The organism is Pseudomonas sp. WS 5011 (assembly GCF_012985775.1).
In the GTDB taxonomy this organism is placed as follows: Bacteria; Pseudomonadota; Gammaproteobacteria; order Pseudomonadales; family Pseudomonadaceae; genus Aquipseudomonas; species Aquipseudomonas peli.
The window spans coordinates 1-21,382 of sequence record NZ_JAAQXA010000007.1 but is presented as its reverse complement, the minus strand read 5'-3'; the positions used below and the strand labels follow the sequence as shown (position 1 = coordinate 21,382).

15 protein-coding genes are annotated in these 21,382 nt (G+C 61.1%); 7 read left to right on the top strand and 8 right to left on the bottom strand.

All coding sequences use genetic code 11. The features are described 5' to 3' along the window. Nucleotides 1–3: 3 nt before the first annotated feature. Nucleotides 4–1,941, top strand: coding sequence for a M48 family metallopeptidase (locus HBN63_RS09555; RefSeq protein WP_170049241.1), 1,938 nt, complete (start codon nt 4–6; stop codon nt 1,939–1,941). Between the two features lie 177 nt (nt 1,942–2,118). Further along, a complete protein-coding gene (locus HBN63_RS09550) occupies nt 2,119–2,322 on the top strand; it encodes a hypothetical protein (RefSeq protein WP_170049240.1) in 204 nt (67 codons plus the stop codon). On the opposite strand, the gene HBN63_RS09545 is transcribed toward HBN63_RS09550, so the two are convergent. Then, nucleotides 2,319–3,233, bottom strand: coding sequence for a LysR family transcriptional regulator (locus HBN63_RS09545; RefSeq protein ID WP_170049239.1), 915 nt, complete (start codon nt 3,231–3,233; stop codon nt 2,319–2,321). The genes HBN63_RS09550 and HBN63_RS09545 overlap by 4 nt on opposite strands. Nucleotides 3,234–3,346: 113 nt before the next feature. On the opposite strand from HBN63_RS09545, the gene HBN63_RS09540 reads away from it, so the two are divergent. Next, nucleotides 3,347–4,426, top strand: a complete 1,080-nt coding sequence (locus HBN63_RS09540; RefSeq protein WP_170049238.1) for a polyamine ABC transporter substrate-binding protein — start codon at nt 3,347–3,349, stop codon at nt 4,424–4,426. Between the two features lie 10 nt (nt 4,427–4,436). Further along, nucleotides 4,437–5,408, top strand: a complete 972-nt coding sequence (gene speB, locus HBN63_RS09535) for an agmatinase (protein ID WP_170049237.1) — start codon at nt 4,437–4,439, stop codon at nt 5,406–5,408. Nucleotides 5,409–5,552: 144 nt separating this feature from the next. Here speB and HBN63_RS09530 read toward each other — a convergent pair whose 3' ends face one another. From HBN63_RS09530 to tyrS, 4 genes are all read right to left on the bottom strand, one after another. Next, on the bottom strand, nt 5,553–7,112 hold the full coding sequence (locus HBN63_RS09530; RefSeq protein ID WP_170049236.1) for an acyl CoA:acetate/3-ketoacid CoA transferase: 1,560 nt from the start codon (nt 7,110–7,112) through the stop codon (nt 5,553–5,555). Nucleotides 7,113–7,186: 74 nt separating this feature from the next. Then, nucleotides 7,187–8,572 (bottom strand): GntP family permease, encoded by a 1,386-nt coding sequence (locus HBN63_RS09525; RefSeq protein ID WP_167146883.1) that lies wholly within the window; start codon nt 8,570–8,572, stop codon nt 7,187–7,189. A gap of 421 nt (nt 8,573–8,993) precedes the next feature. Continuing rightward, the gene (locus tag HBN63_RS09520) at nt 8,994–10,454 is read right to left on the bottom strand and encodes a sigma 54-interacting transcriptional regulator (RefSeq protein ID WP_170049235.1); all 1,461 of its coding nucleotides are present in this window, start codon (nt 10,452–10,454) and stop codon (nt 8,994–8,996) included. Between the two features lie 129 nt (nt 10,455–10,583). Continuing rightward, nucleotides 10,584–11,825, bottom strand: coding sequence for a tyrosine--tRNA ligase (tyrS, locus tag HBN63_RS09515; protein ID WP_170049234.1), 1,242 nt, complete (start codon nt 11,823–11,825; stop codon nt 10,584–10,586). 295 nt (nt 11,826–12,120) lie between these two features. On the opposite strand from tyrS, the gene HBN63_RS09510 reads away from it, so the two are divergent. Next, nucleotides 12,121–13,200 (top strand): GGDEF domain-containing protein, encoded by a 1,080-nt coding sequence (locus HBN63_RS09510; protein ID WP_167146893.1) that lies wholly within the window; start codon nt 12,121–12,123, stop codon nt 13,198–13,200. 135 nt (nt 13,201–13,335) lie between these two features. Further along, nucleotides 13,336–14,697, top strand: a complete 1,362-nt coding sequence (locus HBN63_RS09505) for an EAL domain-containing protein (RefSeq protein ID WP_170049233.1) — start codon at nt 13,336–13,338, stop codon at nt 14,695–14,697. A 75-nt stretch (nt 14,698–14,772) separates the two neighbouring features. Here HBN63_RS09505 and HBN63_RS09500 read toward each other — a convergent pair whose 3' ends face one another. Beyond that, on the bottom strand, nt 14,773–16,608 hold the full coding sequence (locus HBN63_RS09500) for a hypothetical protein (protein ID WP_170049232.1): 1,836 nt from the start codon (nt 16,606–16,608) through the stop codon (nt 14,773–14,775). Nucleotides 16,609–16,770: 162 nt separating this feature from the next. Continuing rightward, a complete protein-coding gene (locus tag HBN63_RS09495) occupies nt 16,771–17,427 on the bottom strand; it encodes a Fe2+-dependent dioxygenase (RefSeq protein WP_170049231.1) in 657 nt (218 codons plus the stop codon). A 313-nt stretch (nt 17,428–17,740) separates the two neighbouring features. Between HBN63_RS09495 and HBN63_RS09490 the strand changes: the two genes are divergently transcribed. Beyond that, nucleotides 17,741–19,894: an autotransporter outer membrane beta-barrel domain-containing protein gene (locus tag HBN63_RS09490; RefSeq protein ID WP_170049230.1), complete on the top strand. Its 2,154-nt coding sequence runs from the start codon at nt 17,741–17,743 to the stop codon at nt 19,892–19,894. 115 nt (nt 19,895–20,009) lie between these two features. Here the strand turns inward: HBN63_RS09490 and HBN63_RS09485 are convergent, their stop codons facing one another. Further along, a complete protein-coding gene (locus tag HBN63_RS09485; RefSeq protein WP_170049229.1) occupies nt 20,010–20,906 on the bottom strand; it encodes an alpha/beta hydrolase in 897 nt (298 codons plus the stop codon). Nucleotides 20,907–21,382: the final 476 nt, after the last annotated feature.

Below are 21,382 nucleotides of genomic sequence, written 5' to 3'. Positions count from 1 at the left end.
GGGATGAACTTCTTCGAGCAACAGGATCGCGCCCGACGTAACAGCGGGCGTTTGCTGGTCCTGATGATACTGGCAGTACTCAGTCTGATCGGCCTGACCAGCTTGGCGTTGGGTGTGGTCTGGCAGGTATTCGGTCCTGACCCACAGTCTCTGGGCATGCTGGATGGTCCGCGCACGTTACTGCCCAGCGGGCCGCAGGTGGCGATGGTCGCCCTGGCCGTAATCGGTGTGGTGCTGCTGGGCAGCCTCTACAAGAGCTTGCAGCTCAGCCGTGGCGGTCAGGCGGTGGCCGAACGGCTGGGTGGGCGTTTGATCAACCTCGCGCCGCAGAGCCTGGAAGAACAGCGCCTGCTTAATGTGGTAGAGGAGATGGCTCTGGCCTCGGGCACCTCGGTGCCGCCGGTGTATGTGCTGGATGATGTGGGGATCAATGCCTTTGCCGCCGGCTTGACGCCGCAGGATGCGGTGATCGGGATTACCCGCGGGGCAATCAGCCTGCTCTCGCGTGAAGAGCTGCAGGGGGTGATTGCCCACGAGTTCAGCCATATCTTCCACGGCGATATGCGCCTCAACACACGCTTGGTCGCGGTACTGCACGGCATTCTGCTGCTGGGGCTGATCGGTGGGTTTCTGCTGCGCAGCAGCTCCCGTGGCAGTTCGCGTTCCAGCCGCAACAATTCGGCGGCAGCGATCATCGCGGTGGGCGCTACTTTATGGTTGCTGGGCTATGCCGGGACGTTCTTCGGCAGCCTGATCAAGGCTGCCGTGAGCCGGCAACGCGAGTTTCTCGCCGACGCCTCGGCCGTGCAGTTCACCCGCAATCCGCAGAGCATTGCCGGAGCGCTGCAGAAGATCGGCGGCAACCAGTATGGCTCGCAATTGCGCGCCGGGCATGCGGCCGAGTTCAGTCATATGTACTTCGCCGCCGGTATCAGCAGGGTGCTGGAGGGCATGCTGGCGACCCATCCGCCACTGGAAGAGCGTATTCGTCGCGTCACTCCGGAGTGGGATGGGCGCTACCCGGATGTCTCGATCCTCAGTCTGCTGCCTACCAATGCAACGGCAGACCAACGTGCTGTGGCCCAGGGCTGGGATCAGGCCCTGACCGGCTTTAGCGCCGCCTCGGCCACGGCGGCCATCGCCAGCATTGGCGAGCCACGTGCGGCCCACCTGCAGCAGGCGCATAAAGTGCTGGATGAATTGCACCCGGCACTGCGTCAGGCGGCGCATCACGGCAGCGGCGCCCAGGCCTTACTTTATGGGTTGCTGCTGGCGCCAGCGGCGCCCTTGCGTGACCAGCAACTGCAGATGCTCAAACCACTGCGCAGCGCCGAGCTGATGGAGCATGTGCAGGCCCTGGAACAACCGCTGCGGCAGCTGCCAGGCAATCAGCGGCTGACCCTACTGGACCTGGCCATGCCGGCGCTCAAGCAGCTGGGCGCCGAACAGGCGGCTGGGTTGTGTGCGGTGATGGCGCGGCTGATTCGTGCCGATGGCCAGGTTGAGCTGCTGGAATGGACCTTGCTGCGCATCGTCGAGCGCAACCTGGCGCCCAGCCGCCGGCTCAGTGGGCATTTCCACCTGCTGGAAGTGTTGGATGACGCGCAGGTGTTGCTGTCGTTTCTGGCCCATGCCGGCAATGTGCCGCCGGATCAGGCGCAAGCAGCGTTGGCAAAGGCGGCGGGTGAGCTGCCGTATAACGCCCTTAACCTGCTGCCAGCAGCGCAGTGCGACCTGAAAGCCCTGGAGGCTGCGCTCAAACGGCTCAACCAGCTGCAGCCCTTGCAGAAGCCGCGTCTGCTCAAGGCCATGGCGCGCTGCATCGAGCATGACGGGCGCATCGAGGTGGCCGAGGCCGAGTTGCTGCGTGCCGTGGCCGACCTGCTGGATTGCCCGATGCCGCCGCTGCTGCACACGACCACCGGGCCGCTGGCGGGTTGACGCCGACGGCTTCACGGTGGAGTCTGAACCGGCAGGCTCCGCGTGGTCATCAACCTGTCACGTCGGTCGCCGATGCTGAGGCCATAGCAACAAGACCTACCCCTCGGCCGATTGGTCACTTGTTTACTGCCTCCTGACCTCAACCGTCACGCCGGGTTGTCCGGCAAGGAGCCTGTCATGCACCTGCTTCCCCTGACCCACGATCTCTTTGACCCACAGCTGCAACTGGAGGCCGAGCCGCTATCGGCTGATGCATCGCTCTGGCCGTGCCTCGGCGTGCTGAGCATCCACCACGACATCAGCCAGACGATTGCTGCGATTGACCGCCTGAGTACGCAGTTGCAACAGGCGTCTGCATGTGAGCACGCGCCTAGGCATTAAGGGCAGGCGGGTGGGCTGACGCCGAATGCCCGCAGCAGGTCCTCGACAAACGCCCGCTGCGCATCGCCGGGGTGCTGGCCGCGGTGGCTGGTTAGGTGAAACTGCACGTCAAAGCCGAGGTTGTCAGCTTCGATTGCCCTCAGGCGCCCACGGACCTGCCAAGGCTCGGCAATATGTTCGGGCAGGTAGCCGATATGCCGCCCGGAGAGGATAAACGCCAGTGCACCATCAACCTGCTCGGTTTGCGCCGAGCTGGTGCTGCTCTGTAACGGTTCGTGCACCTGCACAAAACGATAAGGATGCTGGACCCGATCAGCCTGCTGCAGGTCTTCCAGGCGAATCTGCGGGCGATTGAACAGTGTGTGGCCGGCAGCACAGAACAGCACCTGGCGCTCACGAAACAGCGGCTGATAATCGAGCGCGGTCTGGTTACCAGAGAAATAGCCAATCGCCACGTGTAGCTGGCCCTGCAGCAGGCGGCGTTCCAGCTCGGCCGGCATGGCGGTGAGCAGCTCGATCTGCACCGCCTGGTTTCGCCCGCGAAAGTTGCCAATGGCCTCGGCCACTTGCTCCAGCACACTGGCTGCAAGCCCTTCCGACAGGCCGATGCGCAGCTCGCCCAAGAGCTTGTCGGCCATGCCTTGGGCTTCACCCTTGAAAGTGTCGATGGCGCTGAACAGTTTGCGCGTGGCGCTGAGCACCTGTTCGCCCTTGGGCGTCAGGCGAAAGCCGCCCTTGCCGCGCTCGCACAGGCGAAAACCTAAGCGGGTTTCCAGCTTGGCCATCTGCGTGCTGATGGTCGATTGACCAATCCCTAGTTCGCCTTGGGCGGCACTGAAGCCGCCGCACTCCACCACGGTGACGAACAGGCGCAGCAACTGCAGGTCGAGGTCGCGTAACTGGCTGAGCATGACGGCACCTAACATTGATGAATGTCGATGCCAGAGTAGAACACTTCATATTTAAGCTAAGCAAACCGACAGGCAAGCTGTGCCCAGCTCATCCCTTTACCGAGGTCATTCCTATGCGTCAGGCCCTTGTTCCGCTGCTGCTGTGTTGCGCCTTCGCCGCTCAGGCCGAAGAGAAAGCCCTGAACTTGTACAGCTGGTCCGCCTACCTGCCGGAGCAAGCCCTGCAGCGCTTCAAGGACGAAACCGGGATCACGGTCAAATACGACATCTTCGACAGTGCCGAAGCCCTGGACAGCAAACTGCTGACCGGCGGCAGCGGTTATGACGTGGTCTTCCCGGCCTCCAGCGGCTTGGCGCGGGCAATTCAGGCCAAAGCTGTGCAACCGCTGGATCGCACGCAACTGCCGCATCTGGAGAACCTCGATCCGGCGCTGCTGAGCAAGCTCGCCAGTGCCGACCCCGACAACCAGTACGGCCTGCCGTACACCTGGGGCACGGTTGGCGTGGGTTTCAACCTTCAGGCGCTGGAACAACGTTTGCCCGGCGTGCCGCTGAACAGCCTGGATCTGCTGTTCAAGCCCGAGTACGCCAGCAAGCTCAAGGATTGCGGCATCGCGGTGATCGACTCGCCGCAGGAAGTGATCAGCATTGCCCTCAATTACCTCGGCAAAGACCCTTACAGCAGCGAGCGCGCCGACCTCGATGCAGTGGCGCAGCTGCTCACCCAGCTGCAACCCAACCTGCGTTACGTCGGTGCCGGCCGGCATATCAATGACCTGGCCAAGGGCGAAATCTGCTTGGCGCTGACCTACAACGGCGACGCCTACATGGCCGCGGCCAACGCGGCTGAGGCCAAGCAGCCGTTCGAGGTGCAGTACCGCATCCCGCGTGAAGGCACGCTGCTGTGGTTCGACACCATGGCCATTCCGGCCGATGCGCAGCACCCCAAGGCCGCCCATGCTTTTATCGACTACATGCTGCGCCCCGAGGCCATCGCCGAGCTGACCAACAGCGTGTTCTTCGCCAACGCCAACCAGGCTGCCACGGCACTGGTCGACCCGGCGATCAGCGGCGATGCCGATATCTACCCAGGTGAAACGGTGCGCTCACGCCTGTTTGCCGAGCAATTGATGCCGCTGCGCCAACAGCGTGAGCGCACGCGCATCTGGACCACTTTCCGCAGTCAGTATTGAGGACAAGGCAATGGAAGCATTCAACGGCAACGACCTGGCCTTCACCCGCGACAGCCTCTACGGCACTTTTTCCGAGCCGACCTACGCCGGCGTTACCAGTTTTATGCGCCGGCGTTACAGCCGCGACCTAGCCGGTGTGGATCTGATGGTCAGCGGCGTGCCGTTTGATACCGCCACCACCAACCGCCCCGGCACCCGCTTCGGTCCGCGAGCGATTCGCGCGGCATCGATCACCAGCGCCTGGGAACGGCATTATCCCTGGGAGTTCGATCCCTTCGACCACCTGGCGGTGATCGACTACGGCGACTGCAATTTCGATCACGCCCTGCCGCACAAAATTCCGGCCGCCATCGAGGCGCACGCCGAGCATATCGTCCAGGCCGGTTGCGCCATGCTCACCCTGGGCGGCGACCACTTCATCAGCTACCCGCTGCTCAAGGCTCATGCGCGTAAACACGGCGCGCTGTCATTGGTGCACTTCGATGCGCACAGCGATACCTGGCCGGATCTCGACGGCAGCGAGCAAGGCGTCAGCCACGGCACCATGTTCTATCACGCCGCTCGCGAAGGGCTGGTCGATCCATCGCGTTCGGTGCAGATCGGCCTGCGTACCACCAATGACGATGTGATGGGCTTTCAGGTGCTGGATGCACGCCAGGTGCACCGCAGCACGCCGGAGCAGATCGCCGCGCAGATCCGCGCGCGGGTCGCTGATAACCCGGTGTACCTGACCTTTGATATCGACTGCCTCGACCCAGCCTTTGCCCCCGGCACCGGCACCCCGGTGTGTGGTGGCCTGAGTACCCATCAGGCGCTGGAAATTCTCCGTGGCCTGCGCGGCATCAACCTGGTTGGCATGGATGTGGTGGAAGTTTCGCCGCCTTACGATCACGCGGAAGTCACCGCTCTGGCTGGTGCAACGGTGGCGATGGAGTTGGTGTGTTTGTATGCCGCGCGGCATAAGTTGGGCGAAAAAACCTAGGGTAAAAATCGCTGTATGTCCACGCATTGGCGTTCGCCTCGGCTACCCACGTGGGAACGGTGAGGCGTGGTTCACCCCTAAGGCGTACAGCAAAATCCGGGCAAAAAAACGGGCCCAGCGGGCCCGTAAACTCACACTCAAATGTTAATCAGCGTTCAGTTGCTCGCTCAGGCCGATCGGCGGCGGCAGAAACAGCTGCGCATTCATCAGTTGCGGCGTGCGCACGATGGGGGGAAAGTCCATACGGTCGAGGATATCGCGCTGGATATCCACCCCCGGCGCCACTTCGATCAGCTCCAGGCCGTCCAGGGTCAGGCGGAACACGCAGCGTTCGGTGACATACAGCACCGGCTGGCCGCGCTCGGCAGCCTGGTGGCCGGCGAAGGTGCGGTGCTCGACTTCGGCGACGAACTTGCACAGCTCGCCATCCTTGATGATGTGCAGTTGGCCATCCTCGATGCGGATATCCTGCGGCCCTGCGCTGAAGGTACCGAGGAACACAACTTGCTTGGCGTTTTGGCTGATATTGATAAAACCGCCCGCACCTGCAAGGCGTGAGCCGAACTTGGACACGTTGAGGTTGCCCGCCGCATCGGCCTGAGCCAGGCCGAGAAAGGCGATATCCAGACCGCCGCCGTCGTAGAAGTCGAACTGGTAGGGCTGGTCGAGCAGCGCGCTGTGGTTGCTCGCCGCGCCGAAGTCCAGCCCCGAGGCGGGGATGCCGCCGATAACGCCGGGTTCGGCGGTCAGGGTCAGGCGCTCGATCACGCCTTCCTCGGCCGCAACCCCGGCCACACCTTCGGGCATGCCGATGCCGAGGTTGACCACCGCACCGGCTTTCAGCTCCAGTGCCGCGCGGCGGGCGATCAGTTTGCGCACATCCAGCGGCATGGCTTTCAGGCTGTCCATCGGCACGCGGGTTTCGCCAGCGAAGGCCGGGTTGTAGGCGGTGGCAAAGGTTTGCTGATGATTGGCCGGCTCGGCCAGTACCACGCAGTCCACCAGAATCCCAGGGATCTTCACCTCGCGGGCATTTAGCGAACCGCGTTCGACGATGCGTTCGACCTGGGCAATCACCACCCCGCCCGAGTTGCGTGCGGCCATGGCGATGGCCAAGCTCTCGATGGTCAGCGCCTCGCGCTCGAAACTCAGGTTGCCGTCGGCATCGCTGCTGGTGGCGCGCACCACCGCCACGTGAATGGGGAATGTCGGGTAGAACAGGTAGTCCTCGCCATCGATCGGCATTAGCCGCACCAGCTCGGTGGTGGTCCGCGCATTGAGCTTTCCGCCGCCGTGGCGCGGGTCGACATAGGTGCCCAAACCAACCCGCGACAGTTGCCCCGGCTTGCCGGCGGCGATATCGCGAAACAGCTGGGAGATCACCCCCTGCGGCAGGTTGTAGGCCTCGATGCGGTTCTCCACCGCCAGCTTCTGCAGCCCCGGCACCAGGCCCCAGTGACCGCCGATCACCCGCCGCACCAGGCCTTCGTGGGCCAAGTGGTTAAGGCCGCGGCCCTTGCCATCGCCTTGGCCAGCGGCATACACCAGGGTCAGGTCGCGCGGTGCCTGTTCAGCGAGAAAGCGCTGCTCCAGCGCGATGGCGATCTGCTCGGCGAAACCGATGCCGACGAAGCCGCCGGTGGCCAGGTTGGCGTTATCCGGGATGCGCGCCACCGCAGCGGCGGCGGTCATGATCTTGCTCATAGCGGGTACTCGAAAGCGATTGAACAACATTGAGTAGAGGCGGCATGGCGCACAGGGGCGCCATGCCAGGCCCGTCAGAAACTACCGAACAGCGTGCCCAGGGTGATGACGACCACCAGCGCCACCATCGGGAACGCCACGGTGTTAACGAAGATAAATTTGTACGACTCACGGTGCGTCAGCTTGCAGATCGCCAGCAGCGATATCACCGCGCCGTTGTGCGGCAGGGTGTCCATGCAGCCAGAGGCCATGGCTGCGACGCGGTGCAGCAGCTCGGGGCTGATGCCGGCGGCATTGGCCATGGTCAGGTACTGCTCGCCGAGGGTTTTCAGCGCAATCGACATGCCGCCGGACGCTGAACCGGTGATGCCGGCGAGGATGTTTACCGCCACGGCTTCGGAGATCAGCGGGTTATCGGAGACGCCGAGCACAAGGTCGCGAATGATCACAAAGCCCGCTAGCGAGGCGATCACCGTGCCATAACCCACTTCAGCAGCGGTGTTGAGTATGGGCAGCATGGAGCCGAAGGCGCCGTCGTTGACGCTCTTTTTCAGGTCCATCCAGCGCTGCCAGTGCATGGCGATCAACAGCAGGATGGCCGCGCTCAGGGCGACGATGATCGACCAGATGCCGATCAGCGATTTAGCGTCTTGCAGGCCGCCGAATTCCGGCTTGGCCAGGTAGCTGGTGTCGATGCTCGGCAGAATCTGCTTGGCCATCAGGAAGTTCAGCACGATCACCACGAAGATCGGCAGCAGCGCCAGCCAGAATCCCGGGATCGCCCGGTTGTCCTCGGCGACCGGGTCATCACGATGTGCGCCATAGCCTTCGCCCGCCGCCATCAGCTTGCGCGACTGTGCGGTGAGCCACCAGGTGCCGAGGCCGAACATGATCAGGCCGGCGATAACGCCGAGGCCCGGCGCGGCGAAGGCGTCGGTGCCGAAGAACGGGTTGGGGATGGCGTTCTGAATTGCCGGGGTGCCGGGCAGCGCGGTCATGGTGAAGGTGAACGAGCCAAGGGCGATGGCGCCGGGGATCAGACGCTTGGGAATGCCCGCTTCACGGAACAGCGCTGCGCCAATCGGGTACACGGCAAACGCCACCACGAACAGCGACACGCCGCCGTAAGTGAGGATGCCGCACGCCAGCACGATGGCCAGGATCGCCCGCTCGCTGCCGACTTTGGCGACGATGCCCTGGGCGATGGCGCGGGCCGATCCCGAGTCGTCCATCAACTTGCCGAACAGCGCGCCCAGCAGAAACAGCGGAAAGAACTGAATCACGTAGCCGCCCATGGCCTTCATAAACACTTGGGTGTAGGTGGGCAGCAGCAGGTGGATGTCACCGGCAAACAGCAAGGCCAGTAACGCGAGCAGAGGGGCGAGGATCAGCACGTTGATGCCGCGGTAGGCGAGGTACATCAACAATGCGAGGGAAATCAGAATACCTAGGGTACCCATGGCTGGTTCCTTTTGTTGTTGTTTTAAGCACCGCTCTGTGGCGACGCTGATGAGCTTGCTCGTTAAGCCAGGCAGCGAGACAAAGCGTTGAGCAGACTAGAGCGAAAGCTGTGCCAGACAGGGCTACGACTTTGGTCTAGGTGGCTGAAAGGCTTGTGCTTAAAGGGTTGCGTGGGGATTAGGCGGTTTGGCGGGGTTGCCAGGGGAGAACGATGTGTCTTTATTTTTGGAATTAGTCCAGAAACTTGGATTGCTTGATGGGCTTAAAGTCCAAAATTATGGACTTCCGCTTTTGTAGGCGCGGGGCGCCTAGTTCCTTGCCCGCGATCTTTGGCTTGTTCAGAAACATCGTGGCCAAGGGTTAGGCACCCCCGCCGTTCCTAGAGTGAATTGCGCCCGCTTTGGGAGCCGCGCGACTGGCTTAGTCGTGCTTACCCAACCCATGCAGTGCCAGCTTGGCGTACAGCCCTGCGCGGGAAATACCCAGGCGTTGCGCAGCCTGTTGGCGGTTGCCGGCTGTAGCCTGAAGGGCGTCGATCAGCGCCTGGCGTTCGGCCTGTGCCAGTTGCTCCGCCAATGTTTGCGTCACGCGGGTCGCTGGCTGCGGTGCAGGGGTGTGCGCCGCGGGCGTCACCGGGTCAACCAGCAGCGCCCGCGCAGCCGACGCATTCAGGTGGCCATCGACATCTAATTGCGCGCGCTCCAGCAGGTTGCGCAGCTCGCGCACATTGCCGCGCCAGGGTTGCGCGCTCAGCAGGGCGAGGGCGTCGTCGCTGACTTCCAGCGGGGCCTGAGTGGAGCGGTTGGCGATATCGTCGAGCAGGTGCTCTAGCAGCGCTGGAATATCTTCGCGGCGCTCACGCAGCGGCGGTACACGCAGGGTCAGCACGTTTAGGCGGTAGTAGAGGTCGTCGCGGAACTGCCCGGCGGCGACTTTGGCCTCTAGATCAATGTGCGTGGCAGCGATCACTCGCACATTCAACGGTTTGACCTGATTGGAGCCCAGCGGCTCAACCTCCTGCTCCTGCAATACGCGCAGCAGCTTGGCCTGCAACGGCAGCGGTAGGTCGCCGATTTCATCAAGAAACAGTGTGCCGCCGTTGGCCACCTCGAACTTGCCGATACGCGCCTTGCGATCCGCGCCGGTAAAGGCGCCGGGCGCGGTGCCGAACAGCTCGGCCTCGACCAGGGTTTCCGGAATGGCCGCGACGTTGACCGCGACAAACGGCCCATTGGCCCGTGGCGACAGGTTGTGGATGCCCTGGGCCAGCAGCTCCTTGCCGGTGCCGGTTTCGCCGCGCAGCAGCACTGTGGCGTCCAGTTGTGCGGCGCGGCGGGCTTGGCGTTTGACTTCGCTGGCCGCCGTGCTGGCGCCGATAAACCCAGCAATGGTGTAACGCGCGCGGCGCGCCTTAGCCAATTCGTGCTGGGTGGCGACCAGCTGGCTCTGCAGGGTATTGAATTTGGCCATCAACGGCTTGAGGTGACGGGCGCGGTCGAACAGCACAAAGCCCAGCGCGCCGACCAGGGTGCCGTCCTCATCGCGCAACGGAATACGGGTGACCACAAAGTGTTCGCTGCCGAAGGCCATCAGGTCGAGCATGCTCGGCTGGCCGCTTTCCACCACTTCGCGCAAGCGGCTGGCTGGCAGCACGTCTTCGATCTCTTTGCCGAGTACGCTGCGCGGGTCGCTGATGCCAACCTTTTCGGCGTACTTGTCGTTGATCCAGACAATCCGCGCCTGCCGGTTGACCGCGATGGTGCCCTCGCATTGCGCGTTCAGATGGTCGAACAATAGCGGCATGGCCACGGCGCGGAAGCGCTCGGGCGAAACACCAATGATCAGGCCGTGTTGGTCGAGGTCGTCGCGGGCAATGGCCATGGGCGCGGTACATCCAGAATCAGGTGCGGCCGATTATGGGTGGCGCTGCGCGCAGGGGGCAACCGGCGGCGCTATGTACGTCGCCGGTAAGTACAGAGTGTCATGTGCGCGATCAGCCGCAGATCTGCGTCACCGCGACTGCAGCAGGTAATGACGCTTCTTGCCCAGGCTTAGCCGGCGGCCCAGCTGCCAGGCTTGCAACGGCTGGTCCGGGTTGCTCTGGCGTTCGCCATTCAACAGCAGACCGCCGCCGCTCGCCAGGCGGCGTATTGCACTGCGTGAGGGCTGCAAGTTATGGCGCAGCAGCAGGTCGGTGAGGCTGAGACCGCCTGCCAGATCCTCCGCGCTAACGCTTAGTTGCGGTAGTTCGGCATCCGTTTCCTGCGCCGTGAAGAGCGCCAGGGCGGTGGCTGCGGCGTCGCGTGCGGCCTGCTCGCCATGGGCCAGGGCAGTGGTGGCGTTGGCCAGGATGATTTTCGCCTGGTTCAGCTCGGCGCCTTCGAGAGCGCTCAAGCGCGCTACCTCATCCAGCGGCAGTTCGCTAAACAGGGCGAGAAAGCGCCCCACGTCAGCGTCATCGCAATTGCGCCAGAACTGCCAGAAGTCGTACGGCGAGAGCTTGTCGCCATTCAGCCACACCGCGCCGCTGGCGGATTTGCCCATCTTGCGCCCGTCACGGGTGGTCAGCAGCGGCATGGTCAGGCCGAACAGCGGCTGGCAGCCCTGGCGCCGGCCCAGTTCCACGCCATTGATGATATTGGCCCACTGGTCGGCACCACCCAGTTGCAGGGTGCAATTGTGCCGACGCGCCAGCTCAGTGAAGTCGTGGGCCTGCAGCAGGGTGTAGCCGAACTCCTGAAAGCTCAGCGAATGTTCACGCTCCAGGCGGTTGCGCACGGCGTCGAAGGTCAGCAGGCGGTTGATGGAAAAGTGCCGGCCGACTTGATCGAGAAACTGCAGGTAGCCGATACCGTCCAGCCAGTCGGCGTTGTCCACCACCAGGCCGTCGCTGGGGCCATCGCCCAGCTGGATGTAGCGGGCAAAGCAGCCGGTAATCCCGGCGATGTTGTGCTGAATCTGTGCTTCCGTCAGCACCGGCCGGCTGCTGTCGCGAAAGCTCGGGTCGCCGATGCGTGTGGTGGCACCGCCGATCAGCAGGATCGGTTTGTGCCCGGCGCGCTGCAGGTGGCGCATCAGCATCAAGGCTTGCAAATGGCCGACGTGCAGGCTGTCCGCCGTGGCATCGAAACCGAGGTAAAAGGTGATCGGGCCCTGGCTGAGCGCCAGGCGCAGGCCATCGAGGTCGGTGCTTTGGTGGATAAAACCACGGGCAGCGAGCTGGTCGAGTAGATCAAAGGTGTTACTGGGCATACGTGTCTCCTGGTTAAGGCAAAGGCCTGAGGAGACTGGAGTGAGGGTGTGCTATCCGGGCCGCCTCAGGCGGATCGGACATGCAACAACGCATCTACCGCCTGGTGAGAGGGGGCAGGGCGTAATAAAACGCGGAAATTGGGCAAATGTGCGTGTGCATGGGGCGGCACTTTAAGGGCTTTGGCGGGCAAGTCAACCGCCCGTGATCGGCGGTTCGCACGTTGCCTATCTGGTCAAGGCCCTGGCAGTTGAGGCACAGTGAGCCATCAAACCGCCACCCATGCAGCGCCGGGCCATGTTTTTTCGACCGCGAACCAAACCGGGCAGTGACAGCAACGCCGCCGTCGACGACTTGCAGGACGTCGGTCAGCGTTCGTTGATCCGTATGATCTTTGCCAGTACCGGGCTGACCCTCGGAGTGTTCTGCGCGCTGCAATTTATGGCCGGTAACTACCTCTTCGCCAGTTTCGAGTTGGTTGCCACCGCAACGTTACTGTGGGGCGCCTGGCGGATTGTCCGGGTGCGCAATCTATTGCCCTGGATCTACCTTTACCTGGTGCCGACCTTCAGCTTTCTGCTGTACATCATCGTTATCCCCAACGCCTCGAAAACTGCCTTTGTCTGGGTCTACAGCATTCCCGTGCTGTCCTACCTGCTGCTTGGTCTCAAGCGCGGCAGCTTGCTGTCACTGCCTTTTGTGATCGGCGCTTGCCTGCTGTACCTGTACACCTACCCGGTTCAGCGCGATGCCGAAAGCCTGATCGACCTGGGTAACGCCGTGTTTTGCGGTGTGATGATTCTGGTCTTCGTCTACCTCTACGAAGCCCGTCGCGCCACTGCCTATCAAAAGTTGCAGCATATGGCGCGCACCGATGCGCTGACCGGTGTGGCCAGCCGTGGCAGCTTCCAACAAAGCCTGGAGCAGAGCATCCGCGAGGCGAAACGCAGCCAGGCCAAGCTGGTGCTGGTGGTATTGGATATCGACTATTTCAAGGCGGTGAATGACCAGTACGGCCACGATGCTGGCGATCAAGCGCTGCGGCACATCTGCAACAGCCTCAGCCATCGGCTGCGGTCCACCGATACGCTGGGTCGCCTGGGGGGTGAAGAGTTTGGGCTGCTGCTGCGCAACACCGATGGCCGCGGCGCCGAACCCTTGGTGGAAAACCTGCGTGCGCAACTGTGTAGCCAACCAATGCGTTATGGCGGCCAGGACATTCCCTTGTCCGCCACCTTCGGCCTTGCCGAGTGGCCCGCCGATGGCAGTAGCGCCGAGCAGCTTTACCGCTGCGCCGACCAGCGCCTGTATCGCGGTAAAGAGCAGGGCCGTAACTGCGTGGTTGGTCGGCACAGTGCCGAGCATGCCGGCGAGTAACGTCGCTGCATGGTAATCGGTCATAGCGCCTCTGTTACGCCGTCTACACTCAGATCGGCCCATCGATTAATCGCTATGTCGGCATGCCCGAGGGCGACTTCCTTGGCGAAGTAACGGGTCAAACAGGGACTTTTAATGACCGTTTTTTCTGCCTTCCTCAAGCAGGTGATCAAGCTCTGGTACTCACCCGATCTAGCCCTGATTGGGCAGCGCCGCGAGCGTCGTATGCGCATGCTGGCCAGCCTGGTTTTGCTGCTGGTGGGCAGCTTCTGGGGCATCTTCTTCAGCCTGCGTGGGCAGTGGGGGGTTGCCTTGATGGACCTGGCGATGATCCTTTGCGGCATGGGTGTGTTTACCCTGACGCTGCGCAACCAGGTGCGCCAGGCCAATATGTTGCTGTTCGGCGTGATCATTTTGGTGATCGTTGGCACCACCCTGTTGATGGACCCGCACACCGCCGCCGCGCCGCGCGCCACGCATCTCTACCTGCTGCCGATTGCCGTCGCTGCGCTGATGGCTTTTCGCGATGAGCCGATCTGGTTGCGCTATGGCGTTGCCTTGCTCTGCCTGAGTTTGTTTACCGCCCTGGCCTCTTCATCCTGGAGCCCGACAACGGCTTATCACCTCCCGGATGAGGTGCGAATCAGCGGCTCCTGGGTGCAGGGCATTGCCGCCATGCTGATGCTGTTTGTGCTGTTGCACATTCTGCAAAGCGATGCCGTTGAACGCTCGATGCTCGACAGCGACCTCGACGTAGCACTGCGCGAGCAGCAGTTTGTGCTGCACTACCAACCTCAGCTCGACAGCACTGGCAAGGTCATTGGCGCCGAAGTGTTGATCCGCTGGCAACACCCCGTGCGTGGCTTGCTCGGCCCCGGCGAGTTTATTGACCATGCAGAAAAGACCGGGATGATCATCCCTATCGGCCAATGGGTGCTGGAGCAGGCCGTTCGCCAGCTGCGCTGTTGGAAGGACGACCCACGCTACGCCGACATCGGTTTGGCGGTGAATATCAGCCAGAAGCAGTTTCGCCAAAGCAACTTTGTGGCGGACATGCTGCGGCTGATCGACGAGCACGCCATCGACGCCCGCCGCCTCGACCTGGAACTGACCGAAACCCTGATCGTGCAGGACATCGACGACCTGCTGCGGAAGATGAACGCCTTGGTTGAGCGCGGCGTGCGCTTCTCCCTGGACGACTTCGGCACCGGCTTCTCGTCCCTCAGCCACCTCAAACGCTTGCCCCTCAACACCCTGAAAATCGATCGCTCATTCGTCTGCGACCTGCTCACCGATACCAGCAGCCAAACCATCGTGCGCACCGTTATCGCCCTGGCACAAAGCATGGGCATGAACGTGATTGCCGAAGGTGTAGAAACCGACGCGCAGCAGCAGGTTTTGCTCAGTAACGGCTGCATGCAGTTTCAGGGCTACCTGTTCAGTAAGCCGCTGCCCTTGCAAGCGTTTACTGCGTTTGTGGAGAGGCAGAATGGCTGACGGCTTGAATAACCAATCAAGAGAAAAAACAAAGCCGCGCAATGCGCGGCTTTTCATGTGTGGTCACTGTGGATTCTAGCGGGCCGTCAGTCTCTGCAGAAAAGCGATGACCTGTTGGGTGCGCTCGGTCGTGGCCGGCAAGCCATCTGACTGAGCGCAGAGCAGAGGTTCACCGCTGTGGATAAGGTTTTGCAAATCATTGACGGGCAGGCCGGTTTGCAGCAGGTCGTCAGTCTGCACCAGCAGCACGATGGCCTCTACGTGAGTATCTGCGAGCAATGCCTGGCAGCGGGAGAAAAGGCTGTCCTGTGTCAGGTGCAACTCGGCCCCTGAGGGAGTTAGAGTCAGGTTGTGGCTAGTCAGGTAGCCGGCAATGCCTTGTACCTGCCATGCCTGTTGCTGCGCACGGGCCATTTCCAGGGCCTGGTCTGCGCCTACAAAGACCTCGATACGGATACGCCCTTGCTCTGGTAGCAGACTCTTCAATACCTGCGGCAGGGTTCGTCGCGAGCTTTCACTCTGACCTAATACGGGTGACGAGTTCACCTCGTTGAGGATGGCCGCATTGGCATGCCAGGGCTGGGTAATGTCCGGTGAGATGATGTCGATACCGGCTACATCGAGGCCAAAGAGGCAGGCTGCGCGACAGGCAAGGGCGGCATTATCAGGGTGCAAGCGGCTTGAATAGTCTTCGTCGAGCCCGCCCCATTCGGTTGATTCAATTGGTCTGAGCGACGCCCATGCGCCTGCAGCAAGAACGCTCGACAAGTTGAGGCCCACCTGTTGCAGGCAAGCTTTGGTCAGCTCATCACTGGGATAAAGCGGTGCCCTCGCCCAGCTCGGCAGCGCCTGTTGCTGTTGGTTGGCGTTGTGTACCAGCTGCGCAACCGTCTGTTGGCCATCGCCACACACGGCAATTGGCAAGCGCTTGACCGCATAGATCACCTGGCCGCGTACCACTAGCACACGGTGGCATACACCGTCGGCCTGGCGTTCTATGAGTATCTGCGAGCTGAGCGTGAGGGCGTGTCGAAAGGCGTTGAGTAGCTGTGCCTGGCTGGTGATGTTCACCACCACGCCTTCACCGCGGTCACGGTCAGCCGGTTTTACCACCAGCGGCCAACCTAGGACGGCTTGTGCAGCCAGCGCTTCCTGCTCGTTCGTAGCCAGACGATTGTGCGGGGCAGGAAGGCCTGCATGGCGCATCCATTCGGCGGCGACCCATTTGTTCTGCGCCACCGCGACGCCTAGGGCCGAATCGGAGCCCACCTTGCTGTTTTGCATGCGCATGCTCTGCGCGCCCCAGCCCAACTGAAACACGCCAGCGCCTAAGTGAAGCCATGGGATGCGCCGTTCATGGGCGCAGGCCAGCAGCGGCAGTGTCGATTTGCCTACCGGCATTGCCGCGCGCAGCGGCTGCAGAACTTTGATTTCTAGCTGCTGGTAGAGCGGCTCCGTTTCCACAAAATTCGCCGGTGCGCTCGCAACGCCCAGCACCATTAGCGTGGCCGCTTCATAAACTAGACGCGTCTTGTTCGCGGGCACGTAGTCGATATAGGGGACACAGACATCGGCCAACCAGCCATCCGGTCGCGCTTTGTCGGCCTGTACGTTGAGCAGCTGCCCGGGTTCGAACACCGGAAGGCGTGCTACCCGCTGCAGCTCTGCGGCTACCTGCAGAATCCGCCAAAGTACAGCCACTACATCAGCGGTTGCACCAAGTTCTTCCGCGAAGACAGGTAGCTCGTGTGCGGGTGGTTGCAACGACAGTCCCAGCCTGTTGCTTAGCCACTGGTCAAGACCGAGCCAGTCGATGGACTGGGGGCAGTGACTCAGCTGTAGGCGCAGAGTCTGTTCGGGTTGACGCAAGCGTCCTTGAAAACCGGCGACAGGGAAGAAGGATTGGTTCATACAAAGCAAGGTGTCCACTAAACAGCATTGAAAAGACAGTGTCGAAATTGGCTGTTGCAGCCCTGCAGGGACGAAGGTGGCGCCTAGCTTTTATTCGCGATAATCAAGCCGCAATCGTCAACAAAGACTTGGTACAAAGGAGTGCGACTGCAGCTCAGCGACTCAGTCGCCCCACATGCGAATCAGTTCCTGAATGCACTGTCCGGTCTGTGTGACCAGTGCAGCGTGCTGCGGGTCCTGGCTAAGGGTGCGAGGTACAAGGCTGAGTTTGGCGATGATTTCACGCTGATGGGCATCGCGTATTCGACTCTGCAGCCAGCCCACCACTGCGTGACGCACCCCTTGTATGACCGGCGTAACGCGGTGAAGCGCTCCCGCCGGGTAGAGCACTATGCTGCCTGCCGGGAGTTTGAAGGTAAAGGTTTGTGCCGCTGTGCTGATGACCAGTTCGCCGCCTTGGTAAGTGACGGGGTCATCGAGAAATAGGGTGAAGGACACGTCGGTGCGCACGTCCTGGATGTATGCCGCGTCAGCATGCAGACCGTACTCCATGCCCACTTCGTAACGATTGATGATCGTTCGGCCCATGGCGCGTGGCAGAGCAAATGCCTGGACTACCGGATGGGCGTGGATCGCAGCGGCAACGCTGTCGAGCAACGGCGTATGTTCAGCAGTCGCTAGCTGCAAATTATGCTTGGCCGCCTGAGCCAGCCCATGCGCGGTCAGCTTGCCACTCTCGAAAGGACCGGCCTGGATGGCCGCCGCCATTGCGCTGAGCAGATCAGCCGGGAGAGCGTTTTCGATAACGATGTAGTTCACAGCGATGGCCTGTAAGGAGTGTTGAGCGGCAGAAGAATTCTAGCCCCGGCTACCACAACAGAACGCTGCCGACGTGTGCCGTTGCATACGACACGAAGAGCGTAATCAAGCGCAGATAACACTGCACATCACGCCATAGCGGCTGCGGCTCGTCGGGCGGAGGGCTGTGTATTAGTTGTGTAGCAAATAAAATTGGTGGGCCTGCTGGCACATCGATACTATCCGCATCACTGCAGCCCAACAATTTTTAATAAAGGACGCATCCCTCATGCCTCATGCCAGGTCGCCCCGCCCACAGTGGAAAACTGCCGCCTTGAGTAGCGCCATTGCTGCCCTGTGCGCCAACGGTCTTTTTGTTTCTCAGGCCCACGCCGTTGCCGATTGTGGCCCGACCGTCAGTTCCAACCAGGGGCAGTGCACGCCCTATTTTTCGGACACCGTGGTCGTGCAGGAGGGCGTTACCGTCAGTGCCAGCGATACGCCGGCTGTGCTGTATTTCGGCAACCTGGGTGAAGACACCGGTGGCTCTGGGGTGCTGGGTAGCTTCACCAACAACGGCAGCATACTTTCCAGCGGGCTGGGTGAGGATTCCTTTACCTTCAGCGGCAGGTCGGTTGCAGGCGTACAGATCAACGGCAACCTGCTGGGCAACCTGACCAACAATGGCCTGATTAGTGCCACCAGCACGGATGACGTCTACAGAGTGGTCGCGGGCGTGAATATGCAAAGCCTTTCGGGCACGCTGAATAACCATGGCACCATTACTGCTGACGTAGCCGGTTCGGGCGGTGGCCAGGCAGTTGGCGTCAGGATTTCCAACATGTCGGGCGGTGAGCTCAATAACTACGGCACGATCGAGGGTGTTATATCCAGCTCTGATGTCGGGCAGGCCTATTCGATTTATGCTCTGAATGCCGAGGGTGGCGGCACCATCAACAACAGGCCGAGTGGTGTACTGCGCGGCCACCTGTATAGCGGTGGCAGCTCGGTCAACGTTACCAACGCCGGTACCATCGATCTGCCGATGGATTCCTTTGCAGGCTACGTGTCGGGTGACTTTACCCAGACCGACTCCGGCGTGCTGCGCCTTATGGCCTCGGGCGACGGCGAAGACGAGTACAGCCAGATGTTCGTCGGCGGCACTGCCAGCATCGCCGGCACGGCCTTTGTCGATGTTCAGGAACTCAACACCCTGGAGGTGGGGCAGACGCTGAGCCGGGTGCTCGGCGCTTCTGAACTCACTGGCAACTTTGCCCAGGTCGACGACAACAGTGCGCTGTTCAACTTCCAGAGCATTGCCACTGAAGGTGAAAACGGTCATATCGATTTCAAATTGGTCAAAGCGTTAACCGCCGTCGATGCGGTCGATAGCAATAACAACCCAAGCGCTCGTGGTGCTGCCGGTGCACTCGACACGATTATCGATCGTGGCACCACCAACCCCAACATGCAGACGCTTATCGACGCTTTGGGCCAGCTCGGTACCAGCCAGGAAGTCTCTGATGCTATTTCTCAGACAACGCCTCTGCTTACCGCGAATACCGTCCTCGCCTCGCGTGCGGCGCTTGGCGGTATCAGCCGGGTGATTGAGTCGCGCATTGCATCCAATCGCGGTATGTCGTCAGGCGACGAGTTTTATGGCGATCGTAACGTTTGGCTGAAGCCGTTCGGCTCATGGGCCGGGCAGGATGACCGCAGCGGCATATCCGGCTTTGACGCCAATACCTCCGGTATTGTGCTTGGTGCTGACGGTACCGTATCTGATAGCACGCGTGTCGGTGTGGCGTTTGCCTATGCCAACTCGAATATCGATGGCAATTCTAACGTCGCGCCCAATAGCGCCGATGTCGATATGTATCAGTTGCTCGGTTATGGCAGCCATAGCCTGGATCAGAATACAGAGTTGAATTTCCAGGTCGGTATTGGCCAAAACAATACGCAAGGTAAGCGCGACATTCGTTTCCTCGGCGAAACCGCCAAAGCGGATTACAGCAGCCGCCTGGCCACTGCCGGTATTGGCCTGGCGCGGACGTTCGAGCTGAGCGAAAAAACCGCGTTCACGCCGTCTGTTCGCACCGACTACACCTGGATTAAAGACGAGAGCTATACCGAGAAAGGCTCCAGCGCCAACCTCAAAGTCGACTCGCAAACCACAGATCAAATGATCGTAGGTTTGGATGGCAAGTTGAGTCATGAATTCATGCCGGGCACCAGCGTTGTAGCTAACCTAGGTGTGGGTTATGACGTCTTGAACAACAATACCAGCATCACTTCTGCATTCGCTGCAGAGCCGGGTACAGGCTTCACCACCCGTGGGCTTGATTCGAGTCCATGGTCTCAGCGTAGCGGCCTTGGGTTGATCCACAGCACCGAGCAAGGTGTCGAAGTGTCTCTACGCTACGACACCGAGCACAGCGAGGGTTTCCTCAATCAAACGGCATCAGTGAAGCTGCGCTGGGACATCTAAGCCGTCCACGCGTCACACCCCCAGGCCCCAGCGTATTCCACTGCGCTGGGGTTTTTTATGCTCCAGAGAAAACACCGCAGGAACGTTATAGGGGTGATTGGCGATGCAGCAGTGATCAGTGGCGTACGCTATCGACTGGTGTTGAATCAGCCGGGCGTGTGGGCATGGCTTCCTTAAGCAGGTCTGGCCATTGTTCTACCCAGCAACAGTGATGGTCGAAGGCCTTGATCGTTCGGATTTTCAACGGCGCGCTGGGCGGAAAGTGTGCGGCATAAGCGCGCGCAATGGCAGGGCTGATGATGCTGTCCTGAGCGCCGATAAAATGCGTCTGCGGCAACCTTTGCAGGTGCTGCCAGTCCGCAGACGGGTTCAGCGAGCCCTCCAAGGGCGATAAGTGCTTGTCCTGGGTCCACTCCTCATGATCGAGATTGCCGGCCACGGTGATCAGTTGGTCCACATCCTCACGCCGCGCCGCCACCAGGCTGGCGACTGCCCCCCCACCGGAATAGCCCACCATCACCAGGTGTTGCGCGGCAAAGTGCTGCTTGAGCTGCTCGATTGCATCGAGGCTGGCGGCGATCACTTCAGGCGAGAAACGTTGATTCGTCCAATGCTTGCGCTGACAGCTGCGCTTGTCGTTCAGGGCGACATACTGGCAAGGTCGCGCCAGATAGACCGCCGTACCTGAAGGGTCGCGCATGGCCAGTTTCAGGCCTATCGGATTCACCGGTGTAGGGTCGCGCGAGGGCGTGCTGCTGTTGAGCCATGCTAGGCCATCTCCTTCGATATATGCGGTTAATGTCGCAGCCTGCTGCAGGCCAGGTGGCACAAAGGCCGTCAGCACAAATGTGCCGGTATCCAGCAGGACAGGCTGCCAGCCCGCGTTACTGGCCAACAGCGCAGACTCAGCCTGCCGCTGCTGCAATCCCGATGTGGCGCAGGCACTCAACAGCAGTGTGAGTATCAAATAGATGCAGCTACGAGCCGCGTGGGAGAAGTCATGCAAGGTCATAAGTACATTGCGCCAGAGATGGTGATCGACAACTGTAGGGCGTGGTGTCTGGTCCACGACCCGAAACCCGGCCAGTGTAGCCCTGGCGCTCATTCGATTCGCCATCCTTGAACCGGCGCATTATCAGGCGCTGCTTATATCGTTCCCCGTAAACAACAACGGCCTGCACAGGGACTGTGCAAGCCGTTGATTCTACTAACGCTGTTTGGTGGGCCCACACGGACTCGAACCGTGGACCAAAGGATTATGAGGCAGTAAAAAGCACGTTTCTGGTTGTTTCCCGCCGTCTCCCGAAAAAAGCAGTTATAGCGCGTTATCCTAAATTCAAGGGGTTAGGTGTTTCCCCTTGGTGTTGGCGCTGATGGAAAATTGACCCACCCTGCCGATTGAAATTTGACCCAGGGCGGATTGCTGATTTTGTTACCAGCAACTGTGGATAAGTCTACCAGCGCAGCTGCTGTTGCCCCCACTCCTTC